The organism is Nonomuraea sp. MTCD27 (assembly GCF_041950495.1).
GTDB lineage: Bacteria > Actinomycetota > Actinomycetes > Streptosporangiales > Streptosporangiaceae > Nonomuraea.
In genome coordinates this window covers 327,708-345,896 of the sequence record NZ_JBGNUW010000015.1, presented here as the reverse complement: position 1 = coordinate 345,896, position 18,189 = coordinate 327,708, and the positions used below count along the sequence as shown (strand labels likewise).

Below are 18,189 nucleotides of genomic sequence, written 5' to 3'. Positions count from 1 at the left end.
TGTTGAGTTCTCAAGAAACGGACGCGTACACCCTCACCAGAACCACTCACGCGGTCCCCGCTCGGAGGCGCTCATTTCGTTTTGTTGTGCTTCGTTCGTTGTGTCTTAATTCTTTCAGCCGTTCAAGCCCCTGTCAAATTGACCGGACCCGCTCGACCCGCAGAAATTAAGCCGCGCCCCCTTTCGGAGACAACCCCTCTAACTTACCAGCCGATCCGAGTGGACGCGCACGCCTCACCGAAGCGGTGGTGTCAGGAGGTGTCCCCGAGTGAGGCCGACGATCAACGTCTTCCTCGTGGGACTGGTGAACTCTATGTACGCCTCCCGGAACCGTCAAATCGACGGTTCGCCCTCCCCGCACGGGTAGATACGGGGACGTGCGAGATCAATCCGTGCCCCGGGCGCTCATCATCCTGGTGGGCATCGCCGCCGGGGTGGTCGTGCTTTTCGGGATCCGCGAGGTCGCCTCCATCGCCGGCCCCGTCGTGCTGGCCCTCGTGCTCGTCATCGCCGTCTCCCCCGTACGCGGCCGGCTCCACGACTGGCGGGCCCCGATCTGGCTCCAGGTCGCCGTGCCGTTCCTCATCGTCCTGCTCGTGCTGCTCGGCATGGTCGGCATCCTGACCATCTCGGTCACGCAGCTCGCCCTGCTGCTGCCCACGTACACCGCGCAGTTCGAGCAACTGCTCACCGACGCCCAGCACTGGGCCACCACGCACGGTCTCAGCAACGAGGTGCTCAACAAGGGGCTGGAGGCGTTCGACCCGGGACGGGTGCTCGGACTGGCACAGAGTCTGCTGGGCAGCTTGATCGGCGTTCTTTCCGCGCTCTTTCTCGTTGTCGTGTTGTTGCTGGCGATGTCGCTCGACGCGCCGCGGACCGCGAAAATCCTCACCTCCGGCGAGGGCAGCCGGCCGCAACTGGTGACGGCGCTGGCCACGTTCGGGTACAAAACTCGGCGTTATCTGATTGTCTCGACCGTCTTCGGGCTGATCAACGCGATCCTCGACGTGATCGCCCTGGAGTTGCTGGACGTGCCGCTGCCGCTGCTCTGGGGCGTGCTCGCGCTCATCGCCAATTACATCCCCAACATCGGATTCGTCATCAGCCTGCTGCCGCCGGCCATGCTCGCCCTGCTGGACGGCGGGGTGCAGACAATGTTGCTCGTCATCGCCGCTTATATCGTCATCAATGTCGTCACCCAGTCGTTCATTCTGCCGAAATTCCTGGGAGACGCCGTGGGGCTCTCCACGACGATGACGTTCATCTCGCTGATCGTCTGGACTTTCGTGCTGGGGCCGCTCGGCGCGATTCTCGCCATTCCGCTGAGCCTGCTGACGCGGGCGCTGCTGATCGACAGCGATCCGAGCGCCAAGTGGGTGCAGGCGCTCGTGTCAGGCAGGCTGCCGGACAGGTGAGACGAGGCGGCTCATCGACACCCCGCTCAGGCGTTTGACGTCGTTCGCGAGGTGGGCCTGGTCGGTGTAGCCGGCCATGACCGCCACCTCCGCCAGCGGCACGCCCGCGCGGGCCAGCCGGAGCGCGTGCTGGAAGCGGACGATGCGCTGGAGGGTCTTGGGCGCGTAGCCGAACGACATCACGCTGCGGCGCTGCAGCTGGCGCTCGCTGAAGCCGAGGTCCCAGGCCACTTCGGCCACCGTCCGGCCCTTGCTCAGAGCCGCGGCGATGGCTGGGGCGACGGGATCGACGGGACTCGCGAAGCGGGCCACCGAGCCGGTCACCAAGCCGGTCGCCAAGCCGGTGGCCGAGCTGGTCGCGGGGCTAGTCGCGGGGCTGGTGACCAGGCGGCGTCTGACTGCGGCGAGCAGGGCACGGAGGCGTGCCTCGGCCTCCGCGACGCGCGGCGCGACAGAGGCGCCGACGCTCGGGTCGCCGGCGCCGCCGACACTCGGTTCGGCAGCGAGGCGAGCGCCGGCGGCCTGCCGCTCCGCAGCGAGACGCCGCTCCACAGCGGGCGACGGCTCCGCAGAGGGGCGCCGCTCCGCAGTGAGCGACCGTTCGACGGCAAGGCGCCGCTCCACCGCGAGCGACCGCTCAACGTCGGGACGTCGTTCCGCAGCGAGCGACCGCTCAACGGCGCCCCGCTGCCCGGCAGCGGGGCGCCGGTCGCCGGCGAGGCGCAGTTCGGCCGCCAGGCGCGCTTCAGCGGCGAGGCGCAGGTCGGCGGCGAGGCGGCGGTCGGTAGCGAGGTGCAGGTCGGCGGCGAGGCGGGGGTCGGCGGGGGCGCTCGGGTCAAGGGCTGGACGGCGGTCAGAAGCGGCCTCCAGCTCGGCGGCGTGACGCAGCCCAGCGGCGGCCCGCGACTCACCGGCGAGGCCAGAGCCGGCCGCGACGCCCGGCTCCTCCAGCCAGGCCGCGGCCAACGCCTCGGCCGCGAGCGCGGGTGACGGTAGCGGGTGATCCGTGAGCTCGGACACGAGGGCCTCCCCGCCAGGCAGGTCCGCCAGGGAAACGCGCTGGTCGCGGAGCTCCTGGAGCGGCACGCCGAGGAAGTCGCCCACCGCGCCGGGCTTGAAGCGCACCCCCGCCATCGTCTCGCCAGCCCCGATGGTCGCGGGCATGGGCCCGGTGTCGGGACCGGCCACGAACAGGCCGGACGCCCCCCAGACGAGGTCCACGCAGGCATCGGGCACCACGAGCTGGGTGAAGGCCACCTCGCTGCTCCGGTGCCACCCGCAGGCGACGCGGTCGGCGAGGCCGGGCCCCGGGGGCCGTTCCTCGTACATGACTCCAACGTACGCGACCCCGCCGACAGAACGGCGTCAGCCGGGCAGTCGCCCGTACGCGCGCAGGATCTTGAGGCGGTGAACCGTGAGGTAACCGCCCCATTCGTGCTCGACCAGCGGCGTCCACATCGACCAATTGGCGCTCCAACCCCCCTCGGGGGACTGCGCGGCGAGCAGCGCGTCAAGGTGCGTGTCCAGGACGTCCTGCGTGAACAGGGGCAGCCGGGACGGCTCCGACGCGAAGTCGAGCGGGAAGTGGACGTGGCCGGTCGCCTCCGGGTCGAGGGCGACCGTGGCGAGCAGGGCGTCGCGCAGCCGGGCGAACTCCGCCTCCGCGCGCTCCCGGTCCGGCACCAGCTCCAGGAACGTCACCGCCGCCTGGGCGTCGTACGCGCCGGGCTCCGTCAGGGTGGCCAGCCGCGACCAGCAGAAGTCCGTGGCGGTGGCGAGCCAGGGATGCGTGACCCCGTGCTTGTGCAGCAGCCCGGCGATGGCGGCGGTCGGTACGAGGTGACCGGGTGGGTCGTCGTCCGTCTGCCACCACGGCGCGCGCGGCGTGGTCATGACGGAGGGCAGGACCCATGGCACACCCCCGTCCGGGGTGGTGATGGAGGCGAGGTAGTCGCAGGCGGCCGGCACCATGGGCGAGTCGAAGGCGTCCAGCTCGTCCAGGATCCAGAACGCCACCTCGACCGGCTCCGGCTGGCTGCCCGCGCCGCGCAGGTCGGGCTCCAGCGCGTTGCCGAACCCGCCGTCGGCGTTCTGGTAGCAGCGCAGCGCGCCGAGCACGCGCTCGCGGGAGCCGTCCCGGAACAGCGCCTCGAACCGCAGCCGGTCGATCAGCCTCCCGTGGAGTAGCAGGTACTGCTCCGCCCGATCGAGTACGTCCATCTCGGCGAGCTCCTTCCGTGAGCGGGAAACCGGTTATGGACGCGAAGCTACCCCTGGCGCCGTGCCGTCCTCTTGCAATAATCGGACGTGTTCAGGGGGCGGCCAGCGCCTCCGTGGGGGACATCCTGGCCGCGCGGACCGCCGGGTAGAAGCCGGCGACGCCGCCGATGACGAGCGTGGCGAGGACGCCGCCCAGCATGGCCCAGACCGGTATGATCGCGGGCCAGCCCTGGAAGCCCGCGTACGCGCCCGTGACGCCGATGCCGAGCAGCACGCCCCCGACCCCGCCGATCGCCGACAGCAGCAGCGACTCGGCCAGGAACTGCAGCCGGATCTGCCCGCGCGTGGCGCCCAGAGAGCGTCGCAGGCCGATCTCGGCGCGGCGCTCCAGGACCGAGATGACCATCGTGTTGGCCACACCCACGCCGCCGACCAGCAGCGCGACACCGCCGAGGCCGAGCAGGAGGGCGTTCAGGGTGGTGTCGGTGGCCTGCTTGGCGGCCAGCACGTCGGAGGGTCTGGAGACCTCGACCTCGTTGGGCTTCTCCGGGTTGGCGGTGGCGGCGAGCACGTCGCGTACCTCGACGACGAACGCCTCCTGCGCCCTGGCGTAGATCGTGGTCGCGTACCCGTCGAAGCCGAGCCGCTCCTCCGCGACCGGCCAGCCGACGAGGGCGGCCGTGTCGACCTCGGGGGCCAGCGGCGCGGGGGCGAGCACGCCGACGACGGTGAACCACTGCCCGCCGAGCCAGACCCGCTGGTCGGGGCCGGCCTGGACGACGCCGAGCCGGTCGGCCGCCTTGGCGCCGAGGACGGTGGCGGGGTAGCGGTGGGTGGCCTCGTTCAGCCAGGCGCCGCTGACGACGCCGGCGCCGACGTCGTCGAGCAGGTCGAGGCGGGCGGCGGTGACGGAGATGCTGCCGGTCTCGGCCTCGGGGACGTGGTCGTTGCGGTAGACCTTGGCCGGCGTGGTGCCGGTCGCGGTGACCGCGGTGACGGGGGCGATCTGGTCGATCATGCCCTCCGACTCGGCGGGCAGGTGGGACGCCTCGCCGAACAGGCTCTGGCCGGGCGACACGGTGAGCAGGTTCGTGCCGAGCGCTTCGAGCTGCCGGTTGAGGTCCTCCTGGCTGGAGGCGGAGATGCCGACGACGCCGAGCATGGCGGCGATGCCGATGGCGATCCCGAGCGCCGACAGGAACACGCGCAGCGGCCGGGCGCGCAGGCCGGACCCGCCGACCCTGATCACGTCGCGGGGCCGCAGGCGAGCGGATGTGAGGGCGGTCATCTGCGTGCTCCGTCCAGGGCTCCCATGCGCGCCTCCGGCACGACCCGGCCGTCGAGCATCTCCACCTGCCGGGGCAGCGAGGCGGCGATGTCGCGGTCGTGGGTGATGACGACCACGGTGGTGCCGCCCGCGTTGAGCTCGCGCAGCAGCTCCATCACGCCGGCTCCGGAGCGGGAGTCGAGGTTGCCGGTCGGCTCGTCGGCCAGCAGCAGGCGCGGGTCGCCGACGACGGCGCGGGCGATGGCGACGCGCTGCCGCTCGCCGCCGGACAGCTCGTGCGGGCGGTGGCCGAGCCGGTGCCCGAGCCCCACCCGTTCCAGGGCGTCGTACGCCCGCAGCCGCCGCTCGCGCAGCGCCGGTCCCGCGTACAGCAGCCCGTCGGCCACGTTGTCCAGCACGGGAACGCCGGCGGCCAGGTGGAACTGCTGGAAGACGAAGCCGATGACGTTCGCCCGCAGGGCGGACAGCTGCCGGTCGGTGAGGGTGAGCACGTCGTGCCCGGCGATGCGGACGGTGCCGCCGGACGGGCGATCGAGGGTGCCGATCATGTTGAGCATGGTCGACTTGCCCGAGCCGGACGGGCCCACGATGCCGACGAGCTCGCCGTGGTCGATGCCCAGCGAGACTCCGCGCAGCGCGGCGACGTCGCCGTACTCCTTGCTGACGTCGTGCAGTTCGACGATCACTTGGGCACCGCCACGGTCATGCCTTCCTGCACCCCTTCGACCTCGACCTTGCCGTCGGCGAACATGCCGGTCTCGACCGCGGCGTAGCGGGTGGCCGAGCCCTCCACGACCTGCACGCCGTAGCCGCCCTCGGAGAGCGCGACCAGCGCTCCGACCGGGACGGCCAGGACGTTCTCGCGCTGCTCGGAGACGATGGTGACGTCCACCGGGGCGGCGTCGTACGACTTCTTCAGCCCGCTCACCGACACCCTGACCTCGACGGTGGTGACGGTGTCGTTGCCGCTGGTGGTCTCGGTGGCGACCTTGCCCACGCTCGTGACCTTGCCCTTGACGGTGGTGCCGTCGGGCAGCTCCACGGTGGCCTGCATACCCTTCCTGACCAGGTGCTCGTCGGCCACGTCGAGGGCGACGAGCACCTCGCGGGTGGTACCGGTGGCGGTGAGGACCTGTCCGCTGGCCGGGTCGCCGAGCGCCTTCTTCAGCTCGGCGACCCGGATGCGGCCGTCGGCCACGACGACGTCGTCGGGCTGTACCTCGCCGGTGACGTCGAGGCCGAGGTCCTCCTGCCAGTCCTCGACCGCCTCCCTGGTGGCCCAGGTGAACTCGTCGTCCACGTCGAAGCCGGTGTAGCCGAGCTTGTCCAGGTTGCGTTCGAGCAGCTCGACGTCCTTGCCCTCGACGCCGTCCCGCAGGGTCCGGTAGAGGGGCATGGTGCCGTACAGGAGGGGGCGGCGGTCGGCGTCCGCGCTGTAGACGGCGTGGCCCCTGGTGATGGTGGAGCCTTCGGCGGGCAGCCAGGTGATCGTGCCCTGGGACTTGCCGGTGACCGCGACGGCCGACCCGTAGCCGAGGGTGCCGTCCACGGTCTTGGTCTCAGTGAGCGTCGTGCGGGTCACCTTGGCGGTGGCGGGGGGTGTCCGGCCGGCGACGGCCGTACCGGTGCCGTCGCCGCCGAAGCCGATGGCGGCGGCCGCGACGGCGGCGGCGAGCAGCGCGGCGCCGCCCGCCCAGGCCAGGACCCGGACCGGGCTGCGCCGTCGTGGGGGCAGGGCGCGGGGGGCGAGCCGGGTCTCCTCGACCTTCGTCACTTGGCCGCTCCCATCTTGGGGAACTTGTCGCGGCAGACCTCGAACGCCTTCTGGAACTTGGGGCTGTCGCGCTTGATGCCGCCCGCGGCGCCGTCACCGCCGAAGGTGCCGTCGGGGTTGGGGTCGGGCATGTTCACGCCGTTCTCCCGCATGCACTTGGCGAACTGGCGGAGCTGCTCGATGTCCTCGGGCTTGAGCTCCCCGCGGTCCTTGAACGGCGCGAGCTCGCGGCAGGCCTTGACGGCGTCCTGGACCTTGCCCTTGTCGGCCTGCTGGACGAGCGCGTTCAGGCCGCCGCCGCCGTTCGGGTCGGGATCCTCCACGGGCACGCCGTGCTCGCGCATGCACTTGGCCCACCGCCTGCCCTGCTCCTGCGGGTCGGTGGTGCCGGTGGGCGTGGCGCCGGCGGTGGGCTGGGCCGAGCCGGTGGCGATGGAGGCGACTCCGGTGCCGGCCGGCTCGCCGCCGCATCCGGCCGTCAGCGCGGCGGCCAGGAGCATGGTGGTGATGAGTGTCCGTGTCATGCCCCGAATGTGCCGAGCGCGGTTCAATGCGAGCTGGGAGCCGCCTCATAGCCAGGTAGAAGTACGCGGAAGGCGGCGCCCCGTCCCGGCCCGGTGTCCAGCTCGACCCGGCCGCCGTGGGCGCGGACGATGGCGGAGACGATGGCCAGGCCGAGCCCGGCCCCGCCGTCGGCCCTGGATCTGCCCTGGCTGACGCGGTAGAGGCGGTCGAACAGGCGCGGCACGTGCTCGGGCGGCACGCCGGGACCGGTGTCGGCCACCTCCAGGACGGCCGAGCTGCCCGACCTGCCCACCCTGACGGTGACGTCGGCGTCGGGCGGCGTGTGGCAGAGCGCGTTGCCGACGAGGTTCGCGGCCACCTGGCGCAGGCGGGCCTCGTCGCCCACGACGGAGACGGGCACGAGCCTGCCGCCGTATCCCGCCAGCCTGACCTGCCGGCCGGGCACGCGTACGCGGGCGTCGCGGATCGTGTCGGCGGCCACCTCCAGCAGGTCCACGGAGCCGCGGTCGAGCGGGCGCTCCTCGTCGAGCTGGGCGAGGGTGAGCAGGTCGTTGACGAGCACGCCCATCCTGGCGGCCTCGTCCTCGATCCTGCGCATGGCCTCGTCGGTGTCGCCGCCGCCCCTGCGGTGCAGCTCGGCGAAGCCGCGTACGGAAGTGAGCGGGGTGCGCAGTTCGTGGGAGGCGTCGGCGAGGAAGCGCCGCATGCGGGCCTCGGACTCGGTCCTGGCGGCGATCTCGGACTGGAGGCGGTCGAGCATGACGTTCATGGCCGTGGCCAGGCGGCCCGGCTCGGTGTGCGGGTCGTGGGCGTGGACGCGGCGGGCGAAGTCGCCGCGGGCGATGTGCCCGGCCGTGCTCTCCATCCTGGTCAGGGGCCGCAGCCCGAGGCGTACGACGGCGTCGGCGGCCAGGCCGAGCAGGAGCAGCACGAACGCGCTGACCGCGACGGCGATGGCGATGGCCGAGGTCTCGGTCTGCTCCACCTCGGCCAGTGACTGGGCGAACACCCACGTGCCGCCGTTGGGCAGCGCCGCGGCCCGGACCCGCCACGCGGGGCCGCTGGTGCCGGGCACGGTGTAGTTGACGCCGATCTCGATCTCGTCCTCGTCGATGACGGGGCCGGGCTGGGAGCCGTCCTTGGAGCTGCGGAACTGCAGCGTGCCGTCGGCGCCGAAGATCATGATCTGCTGGACCGCGGAGACGCGCTTGGCCAGGATCTCGCTGAGGTCGTTCGCCACGGTCGGCATCTTCGTGAGCGCCTGGAAGGTCTTCACGTTGGCGGTCTTGATGATCTGGTTGAGCTGCTTGTCCACGCGGCCCATCATGTTGTCGCGCAGCAGCGCGATGCCGACGAGGTTGGACAGCACGAGCCCGAGCGTGGCCAGCCCGAGCACGGCCATCACCAGGCGGGTGCGCAGGGTCCAGTTGGCGGGCCTCACCGCGGGATCCTCAGGGTGTAGCCGACGCCGCGCACAGTGTGGATGAGCTGCGGCTCGTACTTGTCGATCTTCTTGCGCAGGTAGTAGACGTACGACTCGACGATGCTGGAGTCGCCGTCGAAGTCGTAGCGCCAGACGCTGTCGAGGATCTGCGCCTTGCTCACCACCCGGCCGGCGTTGGCCAGCAGGTATTCGAGGAGGTTGAACTCGGTGGGCGACAGGTCCACCGGCACCCCGGCCCGGCGTACCTCGTGGGCCTGCGGGTCCAGCTCCAGGTCGGCGTAGCGCAGGACGTCGTCCTGGCGCTCGGTGCGGCTGCGGCGCAGGATGGCGCGGATGCGCAGGACGACCTCCTCCAGGCTGAACGGCTTGGCCACGTAGTCGTCGGCGCCCAGCGTGAGGCCCTGCACGCGGTCCTCGACGCGGTCTCGGGCGGTCAGGAACAGCACGGGGATGCGCTCGCCGAGCCGCCGGGCGACCTCGAACCCGTCGAAGTCCTCCAGCATCACGTCGAGCACCACGATGTCGGGCTTGAACTCCCTGGCGGCCGTCACCGCCTCCGCGCCCGTCTCCGCGGTCCTGACCTCGAAGGAAACCAGTCGCAGCGTCTGGGAGAGCAGGGCGCGGATGTTCGGCTCGTCGTCCACGACGAGCACCCTGGCCGGTCGGTCCATACCCAAAGGTCTACCCGAGCCAGTTCAATGCCAGCTCAAAGCGTCATTTCAGGTGGAACACCGGCCCGCGGGCGCGGAACGGCAGCCAGGCGCCCTGCGGGATGAGGAAGGCGTGCTCCCGGCGGATCCGCAGCACGTCGCACATGCCGTCGGTGATCAGCAGGATGGGGCCGTCGGGCGGGAAGTCGTCGGCGCGTTCGAGCAGGTGGACGCCCGGCTGGAGGATCGTGCCGCCGCGGCCGCGCACCCTGACCTTGCCGGCGATCTCCTCGACCGGGAGGTAGCCGGCGTCGTAGGCCATCGCGTCGCAGAAGACCACGCGGGCGCGGGGCACGTCGCGGGCGGAGGCGTAGGAGGCGATGGCGCCGAGGGCCTTGCCGAGCAGCCGCACGTCCATCGAGCCGGAGGTGTCCAGCACCACCCCGAACGTGGGCCTGCGCACGACCTCCTCCGGCCGCATCCAGCCGGGCCTCGGGATGCCGGGGCTGGAGGCCTGCCTGCGGGAGGCGCGGGCGTAGGAGCGCCGCTTCTCCTCGGGCTGGAAGTGCTCGTCGAACCAGCGCGCGAGCTGGGCGTCCCAGGGCAGCGGGGGCTGGTCGAGCGCGCGGATCTCCTGTTCGAGCCCGGCGGGCAGCAGCCCGCGCCCGCTCGACTGGTGGTAGGCCAGGCCGGTGCACAGGGCGTTGCGGTAGTAGTCGTCGAGGTCGACGTAGCCGCCGGCGCGGCGCGGCGGGCGGTCCAGCACGTCGCCGAGGCCGCGGCCGCGCAACGTCGCCAGCTTCCTGACCCGCCGCAGGTCGGAGGCGATGCGGTCGTAGACCGCCTCGGCGGACAGGCCGGCGAGCGACTGGTCGAACAGCAGCCCTTCGGGCATCTCGCCGACGCCCATCTCGACCAGCCAGCCGTTGATCACGTAGTCGCAGGCGACGTTCCACAGGTACGGGTCGCGCATGCCCACCCGCTCGCCGTGCCGCAGCGCGGCGTGCAGCATCTCGTGGGCCAGCACGAAGCGCCATTCGTGCTCGGAGTGCTGGGCGAGCGGGTTGACGTAGATCTCGCCGGCCACGGCGCTGACCGCGGCGATCGAGATGTCCCAGCCCCGGGCCAGCTCCGCGTCCGAAACGATCTTCATGCCCGCGGCCAGCGCCCCGAGCAGCGGGTACGACGACGCGAACCAGCGCAGCGCCACGTCCCACGGCCCCTTGACGTGCCCCTCGACGGGGGTGCGCGGCTCGCCCGCCCGGTCGAGCGCGGCGGTGGCCGCCTCGGCGATGCCGATCGCGAACGAGCGCTGGAAGTCGAGGATCTCGGCCAGCTTCGCGGAGCCGATGCGGAAGTCGGGCTCACCGACCGGCTTGAACCGTTCGGGCACGCTGAGCCGGCGCCACTGCTCGGACAGCGTCACCTCGTCGTTCTCCGGCAGCTCGGCGGGCAGCGGGGCGGGGCAGCGGCCGATCTTGAGCGTGCGCAGGAACCGCTCCACCGCCACGCAGCAGGCGGCGTGGTAGGCGGGGTGCGGGCGGTCACCGTCGATGTCCTTGGGCGCGCAGGCCCGCGGGTCGGCGTGGCCGAAGCCCAGGTGGAGCAGGAGGTGGGCGAAGACCCACGACCACTCCTCGGCGGGGGCACGGCGCCTGGTGTGGAAGCGGACGTAGCCGTCCTCGGTGACGATCGCCCACGTGTCGTTCGGCAGCTCGCCGTCGTCGGCCTCCTGGAGGGAGCTGGAGAACACCTCGAACAGCGGCAACCGGATGACCGCGTTCCAGCCGTTCATGGCCTCGGCCCGCCAGGGATCGACCTTGGCCTTCTTGCGGCTCATGACCGGCTCATGACCGGGCCGCCATCAGCCGCGGCACGTCCCTGCCCACCTCCACCAGGAACCAGGTGGGCAGGACGGGCGCGCCGTCGGCGCCGTTGGCGATGACGAGCTGGGCGCATTCGAGGGAGATCTCGGCCAGCTCGACCAGCAGCGTCTTGGCCCGGAAGCCCAGGTCACGACCCCGGCCGGAGGCGCCGCGCTTGTCGGCGGGCAGCTCCTTGACCAGGCGGGCGCGGAACGCCTCGGCCAGGAAGTAGAGCAGGTCGCGCTCCTCGGGCCGCCGCGGCCAGGGGGCCTCGCCCTTCAGCACGGCCTCCAGGTCGTACGCGTGCCGCACGGTCTTGACGTAGGCGCGGAAGGCGGAGGCGTGCGCGGTGGAGAGCGTGCCGAACGCGAGCATCGCGAGGGTCTCGTCGGCCACGTCGTCGCCGTAGGAGGTGAGCACGTCCGACAGCATGTGCCAGGCCCTGGGCGAGGAGAACGGCTCCTCGGTCTTCGGCGGCGGGCTCCACAGGTGGTCGGGCCGCTGCACCAGGTAGTCGATGATCCACGGGTGGATGCCGTTGCCGGCCGCCCACTTCAGCCAGTCGTCGGAGGAGGCGCGCAGGTGGACGTGGACCAGCCGGTTGATCAGCGCGGAGGCCATCGGCCGGGCCAGCGCGTTGTCGGTGGCCCGGTTGCCCGCGCCGATCACCACGGAGCCGGCGGGCAGCTCGTACGTGCCGATCCGGCGGTCGAGGATCAGCGAGTAGAACGCCTTCTGCACCTCGGGGGCGGAGGCGTTGAGCTCGTCGAGGAACAGGCAGTAGGGCTCGGTCCTGGCGATCGACTCGGGCGGGGCGAACCGGCTGCGCCCGTTGACCAGCTCGGGCACGCCGATCAGGTCTTCGGGGGCGAGCTGGGTGCCGAGCAGCGTCACGCATTCGAGCCCCAGCGAGGCGGCGAACTCGCGGACGAGCGAGCTCTTGCCGATGCCGGGCGCGCCCCACAGGAACACGGGCCGGACCACGGCGACGTGCAGCAGCAGCTCGGGGAGCTGTGCGGGGGTGACCGTGACCGTTGCCTGCATCCGTTCAAGAGTGCTTGATCGGGTGTCGGATCCGCATCAGGTTTAATGCTTTGCCCGCCCGGACGAGCGCGACCTACAGTGGCCCGCATGTCATGCATGTTCACGTGCCAGGTTTTCATCCGCATCCGCCGCAGCCGGGCTCTGGCCCGTCAGCGGACGCGATGACCTGAGGCTGAGCGTCCGCAGGCGCGCCCAGGGCCCTTCGAGACCGATCAATCTCGAGGACCCGGAAGGGCAGTGCTGTGGCGCAGAATTTCGCGCACGGAAACTATTCACACACCCAGAAGAAGGCCAGGAACAGCGGCGGCGGCCGGACGCCCGTGGATCGGGCGCGGCGTGAGCTGTCGCAGAATTTCCTGGTCGACCGGCATGCCGTCGCACTGGTGGTCAAGGCCGCCGCTCCCGAGGGGCTCGTGCTGGAGCCCGGCGCGGGAGAGGGCGCGCTCACCCTGGCGCTGGCCGAGGCCGGCGCGACGGTCGTCGGCTACGAGATCGACCCCCGGCTGGCCGGGCGGCTGGCCTCGCGCACGCGCGACGATCCCCGCATCGACGTCGTCAGGGGCGACTTCACGGCCGCGCGGGCGCCGCGCGAGCCGTTCGCGGTCGTGGGGAACATCCCCTACTCGGTCACGTCGAAGATCGTGGACTGGTGCCTGCGGGCGCCGGCCCTGACCTCGGCGACGCTGCTCACGCAGCGGGAGTACGCCCGCAAGCGCTCCGGCGACTACGGCCGGTGGAGCCTGGTCACGGTGGAGTCGTGGCCGTGGTTCGGCTGGCGGCTGGGCGACACGATCGGCCGGGAGAGCTTCCGTCCCGTGCCGTCCGTCGACTCGGCGATCCTGCGCCTGGAGCGCCGGCCGGCGCCGCTCGTGCCCGACCGCCGCTCCTACCAGGAGCTGGTCGAGCTGGGCTTCGGCGGGGTGGGCGGGTCGGTGCGGGCGTCGCTGAAGGCCCGTTACGACGGCGTGGACGCCGCGCTGGCGGCGGCGGGCGTGGCCCGCGACACCGTCGTGGGCCACGTGCACCCGGACCAGTGGGTCACGTTGTGGGGGCGCCTATGCCGGTGACTTGACCCTGGTCGGCGCCGACAGGCCGCCGGTGCGGGCCAGGGGCGGGGCCGTCGCGATGCGGCGGCCCCACGGCATGGCCAGCGCGAGGATCGGCAGCAGCACGATCGACGCCCGCGACCAGTACGAATGTTGCAACCACCACGTGTTGACGTCGAACTGCGTCATGTAGAGGTAGCCGTAGCCCGCCCAGAAGGAGGCGGCCAGGATGGCCGGCCAGGCGAACCGGGTGGGCCGGGCGACCAGGAACGGCATGAACCACAGCAGGTATTGGGCGCCGAGCCGGGGCGTCATGACCATGAAGACGAGCAGGATCGCCGTGGTCATGTCGATCGGGTCGGCGCGCCGCCAGTAGAGGATGACGGCGATGACGCTGACGTAGATGAGGTTGGTGCCGAACGAGGCCAGGTCGGGACGCAGGGCCCAGTCGCCGCCGGTGAACCACGGAGTCCAGCCGTATTCGCCGACGATGGGCCGGATGTCCTGGATGGTGTGGATGACCGCGGGGATCTGGTCGAGCGAGGTGCCCGCGAAGATCGGCAGCGTCACCAGGAAGAAGATCGGCACCAGCCCGGTGGTGAACAGCGCGGCCACCCGGGAGCGCAGGTTGGGCAGGAGCAGCAGCATGCCGGGGATCAGCCAGATCGGCCAGCTCTTCGCGCACAGCGCCAGGCCCATGAGCAGCCCCGTCAGCGCGCCGCGCCTGAGGTCGGCCGAGTCGCCGGGGCCGGGCAGCAGGGCCCGGTGCAGCATGCCGCCACGGCCGATCACGCGCGGGATGGAGGCGCGCACGCCGTAGGCCGCGACGCCCCTGCGGAATTTGCCCACCACGTCGGTGACCAGACCGGGCCGGTCGGGGTCGCCGGGGCCGCGCGCCACCACGAACGCGGCCACGCCGAACACCAGCGCGACGGGCTCCACCTGACCATGGACGCAGGCGATGAGCACGGCGAGCGGGTTGAGCGCGTACTGCAGGGCGCGCAGCGACGCCTTGGGGCCGCCGGCCAGCTTGGCCACCAGCGGGATGAGCACGATGTCGGCGACCACGGTCACCAGGCGCCCCGCGTATTCCCACGGGATGCCGAGCCACAGCAGGATGCCGTAGACGTAGGGGATGGTCGGCAGGAAGTGCCAGCCGCCCTCGCTGGCCAGCACGGGGTCCTCACCCCGCAGGATGGCCTCGCCCGCGGGCTTGAAGCTCTCGACGAAGTCGACGGGCTGCCACGTGTCGATCGCCGACGTGTACATGATCAGCACGCGTACGGCGACACCCACGAGGATGGCGACGATCAGAGGAGGTCGCCAATCGCGCCATTGAGCGACGAGAGCGAGCACGACACCGGCGACGAGGACGATCCCCGTGAGAACTGCGTAATCCATGGCGGCCTCTAGCCTGCCGCAACATCGAGGCGGCTGCCACCTGGGCTTCCAATTCTTATCCCCGACATGCCGACACGTATCCCGATACGACATCACCGTCTGTGTTGAACTTTTTCCATGGGGGGATCGCAGGTCAACCAGGCACTGGTCAGGCTCTACTTCGAGGTGAGAGATGGGTTGCGCGACCCGGTCGCGGCCTGGGCGAAACTCACAGGGAACTCACAGCAATATCGCCTCGCCCGGGGCGAGCGCCGGGTGCCGCTGGACGACGGGACGGCGGCGGAGCTGGCGGCGGCGGCCATCGTGCACACCGCCACCCAGCACGGGGCCGAGCGGGTGGCGGCGCTGGCCACCTCGCCGCTGGCGCGGGTGGTCGGCGGGCTCGGGGGCGCGGTGCTGACCGAGCATCCGTGCGCGCCCGAGCAGGTGCTGGGGCCCTGCTTCGCCGGTCCGGGGGCCGACGACTGGGCGCGGGCGGCGTACGTGCTGCTGTGGGGGGAGAACAACCGGCTCGTCCGCACGGCGGACACGCCCTGGGTGATCGCCGGGCGGTACAAGGGGCAGAAGGTGGTCGCGATCGGCACGCATCCGACGCGGCTGTCGGACGAGACGCTGGTGGTCCGGCCGGGCACGGACGGCGCGCTGGCCATGGCCATGGGGCACGTGCTGCTCAAGGAGTTCTTCCTGGACCGCACGCCGTTCGACGGGCATGCCATGGAGCGCACGGACCTGCCCTTCCTGGTGCGGCTGCGGCCGCGCGAGGCGGCGTACGTGCCCGGCGGGCTGGTGGACGGGGCGTGCGGGCGGCTCAGCGTGTACGGCGGGGAGTCGGTGGAGGTGCTCCTGCCGCGCTTCGACGACGGCACCGGGGTGCTGCGGCGCGGCGTGCCCGTGCTGCGCGACGGCGACGAGCTGCTGACGACCGTGTTCGACCTGCTGCTGGCCGTCTACGGGGTGGCGCGGCCCGGGCTGCCGGGGGTCTGGCCGTCGGGATACGAGGACCGGGGCGAGCCGTACACGCCCGCCTGGCAGGAGGCGTACACGGGGGTGGCCGCGTCGCGGGCGCTGAAGACGGCGCGGGAGCTGGGGGTGACCGCCGAGAAGACCGGCGGGCGGTGCGTGATCGTGCCGGGGCGGCTGGAGACCCCGCACGCCGACACCGCCTACCGGGCGATGCTGGCCCTGCTGGTGCTGACCGGGTGCGGCGGCGGGTGGGCGCAGGCGGGCGGGGCGGGGATCCCGCTGGTGCCGTACCTGTGCCTGCACGCCTGCGGCGAGGACCGTTCGGACGTGGGCGCGCTGAGCTGGGCCCTGGCGGACGGACTGTTCGCGCGCAGGTCGACGCGCTCGGTGCTGCTGGAGGCGGTGCGCGACGGCTGGCCGATGGCGCCGCCGCCGCGCGTGCTGGCCCTGCCGCGCCCGATCTACCCGCTGCCGCCCGACGTGGACCTGCTCATCGGGCCCGACGAGCACTGTGACCTGTCGCCGCCCGACCCCGACCTGGTGGCGGACGCCGTGAACCGGCTGGCCGGGGGCACCGGCCCGGCCGAGCCGGACGGCGCCCGCCAGGCCGGGCGGATGCGGCTGCTGGTGGACCACGCCTGGATGCACGAGTACGGCGAGGCGCTGCCCACCTACCGGCCGCCGGGACTGGGCCTGCCGGTCAAGCCCACCCAGCTCGTCCGGTTCAGCTGAGCCCGTTGAGGTAGGCCCGGTGGCTCCGGGAGAACTCGTGCCCGTTGTACCTGTCCCAGTTGATCGACCAGGTCATCAGGCCGCGCAGGTTCGGGTAGACCCCGCGCGGCCGGTACGTCCCGCAGTTGGTCCCCTTGGCCAGGCAGTCGAACGCCTTCTGCACCTCCGCGACGGTCGTGAACCCGTTGCCCGCGTTGGGCGAGGCGGGCAGCCCGATGGCCACCTGGTCCTGGCGCAGCGGCGGGAACACGTTCCCCGCGTTGCCCATGATCGGGAAGCCGGCCAGCAGCATGTCCGTCATGGCCACGTGGAAGTCGTGCCCGCCCATCGTGTGGTACTGGTCGTCGAGGCCCTTGATCGGCCCCGAGTTGTAGTCCTGCACGTGGAGCAGGGTCAGGTCGTCGCGCATGGCGTGGATGACGGGCAGGTAGGAGGCGCTCCTGCTGTCGGCCGCGCCGTTCGGCCCCGGGCCGTAGAACTGGTAGCCGAGCTGGACGAAGAACGTCTCGGGGGCCATGGTCAGCGTGAACCTGGCCCCGTAGCGGCTCTTGAGCGACTTGAGCGCCGAGATGAGGTTGACGACGACCGGGGTGGTGGGGGCGGCCAGGTTCGTGTCGCCGGGGTCGAGGTGGAGGGAGTGGCCCTCGAAGTCGATGTCGAGGCCGTCCAGGCCGTACCGGTCGATGATCGCGGCGACCGACTCGACGAACTTGTCGCGCGCCGCCGCGGTCGTGAGCTGCACCTGGCCGTTCTGGCCGCCGATCGAGATCAGCACCTTCTTGCCCTGTGCCTGCTTGGCGCGGATGGCGGCGACGAAGTCCGCCTCGGGCTCGACGTTGGGGCACTCGGCGGCCGGGCACTGGCGGAACCGGATGTCGCCCGAGGTGACCGAGGTGGGCTCGCCGAAGGCGAGGTTGATGACGTCCCACTCGTTGGGCACCTCGCTCATCCGGACATATCCAGAGCCGTTGGCGAACGACGCGTGCAGGTAGCCCACCAGCACCCGCTTCGGCAGCCCGCCTCCCCCGCCGCCGCTCGTCGTGGTGCCGCTCGCCTCGGGGCCGTAGGCCGAGCAGTTGCCCGCGGCGTCACAGGCGCGGACCCGGAAGCGGTACGTGGTGGCCGCCGTCAGGCCGGTGGCCTGGTGACTCGTGCCCGTGACGGCCACCGGGGCGCCGCCGTCACGCGAGACCTCGTAGCGGGTGACGCCGACGTCGTCGGTCGCGGCCGACCAGGTCAGGGCCAGCGAGGAGGAGGTGGCGCCGCCGGCGGACAGGTTGCCGGGCACGGTCGGGGCCTGGGTGTCGGGGGTGCCGCCGGGGCCGTCGAGCACCACGTCGTCGGCCAGGTAGGCGCCCTGGCCGTACCAGCCGTTGAGGTGGATCGTCACGGAGGTGGTGGCGGCGCCGGTGGTGAACGACGTCCTGAGCTGGGTCCATGACGCGCCCGGGGAGCCCCAGGTCTGCGGGTCGGTGCCGCCGGTGCCGGTCGCGCCGAGGAAGACGTAACCGCCCTGCACCCAGGCGGAGAGCTGGTAGGTCGTGCTCGGCCTGACCGTGACGACCTGCCGGCAGCGGGCGAGGTCGCTGCCCTGCGGGGTCGCCTGGAGCGCCCGCGTGCCCCCGTGCACCGGGGACGACACGGCCTGCGCCCCGGAGGGGCACGTCCAGCCGCTCAGGCCGGATTCGAAGCCGGAATTGGCCAGGAGGTTCGCGGCCGAGGCCGGGGTGGCATGCAGGGCGATCAGCGCGGCGGCGAGCAGGACCGCTCGGATTCTCATGGGGGGCGTTCCTCACTGCGGCCCGCCCTCCCGGAGGGC

15 protein-coding genes are annotated in these 18,189 nt (G+C 72.0%); 3 read left to right on the top strand and 12 right to left on the bottom strand.

The window, feature by feature from the left end:
* Window positions 1–416 precede the first annotated feature (416 nt).
* On the top strand, window positions 417–1,418 hold the full coding sequence (locus ACBJ59_RS38775; protein ID WP_375115122.1) for an AI-2E family transporter: 1,002 nt from the start codon (window positions 417–419) through the stop codon (window positions 1,416–1,418).
* On the opposite strand, the gene ACBJ59_RS38770 is transcribed toward ACBJ59_RS38775, so the two are convergent.
* The 10 genes from ACBJ59_RS38770 to ACBJ59_RS38725 all read right to left on the bottom strand — a co-directional run bounded on the left by ACBJ59_RS38770 (window position 1,395) and on the right by ACBJ59_RS38725 (window position 12,228).
* Entirely contained in the window at window positions 1,395–2,747 is a 1,353-nt protein-coding gene (locus ACBJ59_RS38770) for a DUF6597 domain-containing transcriptional factor (protein ID WP_375115121.1), read from the bottom strand. The genes ACBJ59_RS38775 and ACBJ59_RS38770 overlap by 24 nt on opposite strands.
* 36 nt (window positions 2,748–2,783) lie before the next feature.
* Window positions 2,784–3,638: a hypothetical protein gene (locus ACBJ59_RS38765; protein ID WP_375115120.1), complete on the bottom strand. Its 855-nt coding sequence runs from the start codon at window positions 3,636–3,638 to the stop codon at window positions 2,784–2,786.
* Window positions 3,639–3,729: 91 nt separating this feature from the next.
* The gene (locus tag ACBJ59_RS38760) at window positions 3,730–4,926 is read right to left on the bottom strand and encodes an ABC transporter permease (RefSeq protein WP_375115119.1); all 1,197 of its coding nucleotides are present in this window, start codon (window positions 4,924–4,926) and stop codon (window positions 3,730–3,732) included.
* Window positions 4,923–5,609 carry an ABC transporter ATP-binding protein gene (locus ACBJ59_RS38755; RefSeq protein WP_375115129.1) on the bottom strand — a complete coding sequence of 229 codons (687 nt, stop codon included), beginning with the start codon at window positions 5,607–5,609 and terminating at the stop codon, window positions 4,923–4,925. Before ACBJ59_RS38755 ends, ACBJ59_RS38760 begins: the two co-directional genes overlap by 4 nt.
* A complete protein-coding gene (locus ACBJ59_RS38750; protein ID WP_375115118.1) occupies window positions 5,609–6,700 on the bottom strand; it encodes a peptidoglycan-binding protein in 1,092 nt (363 codons plus the stop codon). Before ACBJ59_RS38750 ends, ACBJ59_RS38755 begins: the two co-directional genes overlap by 1 nt.
* A complete protein-coding gene (locus ACBJ59_RS38745) occupies window positions 6,697–7,224 on the bottom strand; it encodes a hypothetical protein (RefSeq protein WP_375115117.1) in 528 nt (175 codons plus the stop codon). The genes ACBJ59_RS38750 and ACBJ59_RS38745 overlap by 4 nt, the downstream gene beginning before the upstream one ends.
* A 23-nt stretch (window positions 7,225–7,247) precedes the next feature.
* Window positions 7,248–8,666 (bottom strand): ATP-binding protein, encoded by a 1,419-nt coding sequence (locus ACBJ59_RS38740; protein ID WP_375115116.1) that lies wholly within the window; start codon window positions 8,664–8,666, stop codon window positions 7,248–7,250.
* A complete protein-coding gene (locus ACBJ59_RS38735) occupies window positions 8,663–9,340 on the bottom strand; it encodes a response regulator transcription factor (protein ID WP_364127102.1) in 678 nt (225 codons plus the stop codon). Before ACBJ59_RS38735 ends, ACBJ59_RS38740 begins: the two co-directional genes overlap by 4 nt.
* Before the next feature lie 43 nt (window positions 9,341–9,383).
* Entirely contained in the window at window positions 9,384–11,159 is a 1,776-nt protein-coding gene (locus tag ACBJ59_RS38730) for a hypothetical protein (RefSeq protein WP_375115115.1), read from the bottom strand.
* 7 nt (window positions 11,160–11,166) lie between these two features.
* Entirely contained in the window at window positions 11,167–12,228 is a 1,062-nt protein-coding gene (locus ACBJ59_RS38725) for an AAA family ATPase (RefSeq protein ID WP_375115114.1), read from the bottom strand.
* A gap of 320 nt (window positions 12,229–12,548) precedes the next feature.
* On the opposite strand from ACBJ59_RS38725, the gene erm reads away from it, so the two are divergent.
* On the top strand, window positions 12,549–13,295 hold the full coding sequence (gene erm / locus ACBJ59_RS38720) for an ErmE/ErmH/ErmO/ErmR family 23S rRNA (adenine(2058)-N(6))-methyltransferase (protein ID WP_375115128.1): 747 nt from the start codon (window positions 12,549–12,551) through the stop codon (window positions 13,293–13,295).
* Here erm and ACBJ59_RS38715 read toward each other — a convergent pair.
* Entirely contained in the window at window positions 13,284–14,675 is a 1,392-nt protein-coding gene (locus tag ACBJ59_RS38715; RefSeq protein WP_375115113.1) for a hypothetical protein, read from the bottom strand. The two genes, erm and ACBJ59_RS38715, sit on opposite strands and share 12 nt — an antisense overlap.
* A gap of 117 nt (window positions 14,676–14,792) precedes the next feature.
* On the opposite strand from ACBJ59_RS38715, the gene ACBJ59_RS38710 reads away from it, so the two are divergent.
* On the top strand, window positions 14,793–16,370 hold the full coding sequence (locus ACBJ59_RS38710) for a molybdopterin-dependent oxidoreductase (protein WP_375115112.1): 1,578 nt from the start codon (window positions 14,793–14,795) through the stop codon (window positions 16,368–16,370).
* Here ACBJ59_RS38710 and ACBJ59_RS38705 read toward each other — a convergent pair.
* Window positions 16,363–18,150 (bottom strand): chitinase, encoded by a 1,788-nt coding sequence (locus tag ACBJ59_RS38705; RefSeq protein WP_375115111.1) that lies wholly within the window; start codon window positions 18,148–18,150, stop codon window positions 16,363–16,365. The genes ACBJ59_RS38710 and ACBJ59_RS38705 overlap by 8 nt on opposite strands.
* Window positions 18,151–18,189: the final 39 nt, after the last annotated feature.

Excerpts from the sequence above, each read along its gene's own strand:
- ACBJ59_RS38770 (WP_375115121.1), bottom strand. The coding sequence starts at position 2,747 with ATGTACGAGGAACGGCCCCCGGGGCCCGGCCTCGCCGACCGCGTCGCC.
- ACBJ59_RS38765 (WP_375115120.1), bottom strand. The coding sequence starts at position 3,638 with ATGGACGTACTCGATCGGGCGGAGCAGTACCTGCTACTCCACGGGAGG.
- ACBJ59_RS38760 (WP_375115119.1), bottom strand. The coding sequence starts at position 4,926 with ATGACCGCCCTCACATCCGCTCGCCTGCGGCCCCGCGACGTGATCAGG.
- ACBJ59_RS38745 (WP_375115117.1), bottom strand. The coding sequence starts at position 7,224 with ATGACACGGACACTCATCACCACCATGCTCCTGGCCGCCGCGCTGACG.
- ACBJ59_RS38735 (WP_364127102.1), bottom strand. The coding sequence starts at position 9,340 with ATGGACCGACCGGCCAGGGTGCTCGTCGTGGACGACGAGCCGAACATC.
- ACBJ59_RS38730 (WP_375115115.1), bottom strand. The coding sequence starts at position 11,159 with ATGAGCCGCAAGAAGGCCAAGGTCGATCCCTGGCGGGCCGAGGCCATG.
- ACBJ59_RS38725 (WP_375115114.1), bottom strand. The coding sequence starts at position 12,228 with ATGCAGGCAACGGTCACGGTCACCCCCGCACAGCTCCCCGAGCTGCTG.
- ACBJ59_RS38715 (WP_375115113.1), bottom strand. The coding sequence starts at position 14,675 with ATGGATTACGCAGTTCTCACGGGGATCGTCCTCGTCGCCGGTGTCGTG.
- ACBJ59_RS38710 (WP_375115112.1), top strand. The coding sequence starts at position 14,793 with ATGGGGGGATCGCAGGTCAACCAGGCACTGGTCAGGCTCTACTTCGAG.
- ACBJ59_RS38705 (WP_375115111.1), bottom strand. The coding sequence starts at position 18,150 with ATGAGAATCCGAGCGGTCCTGCTCGCCGCCGCGCTGATCGCCCTGCAT.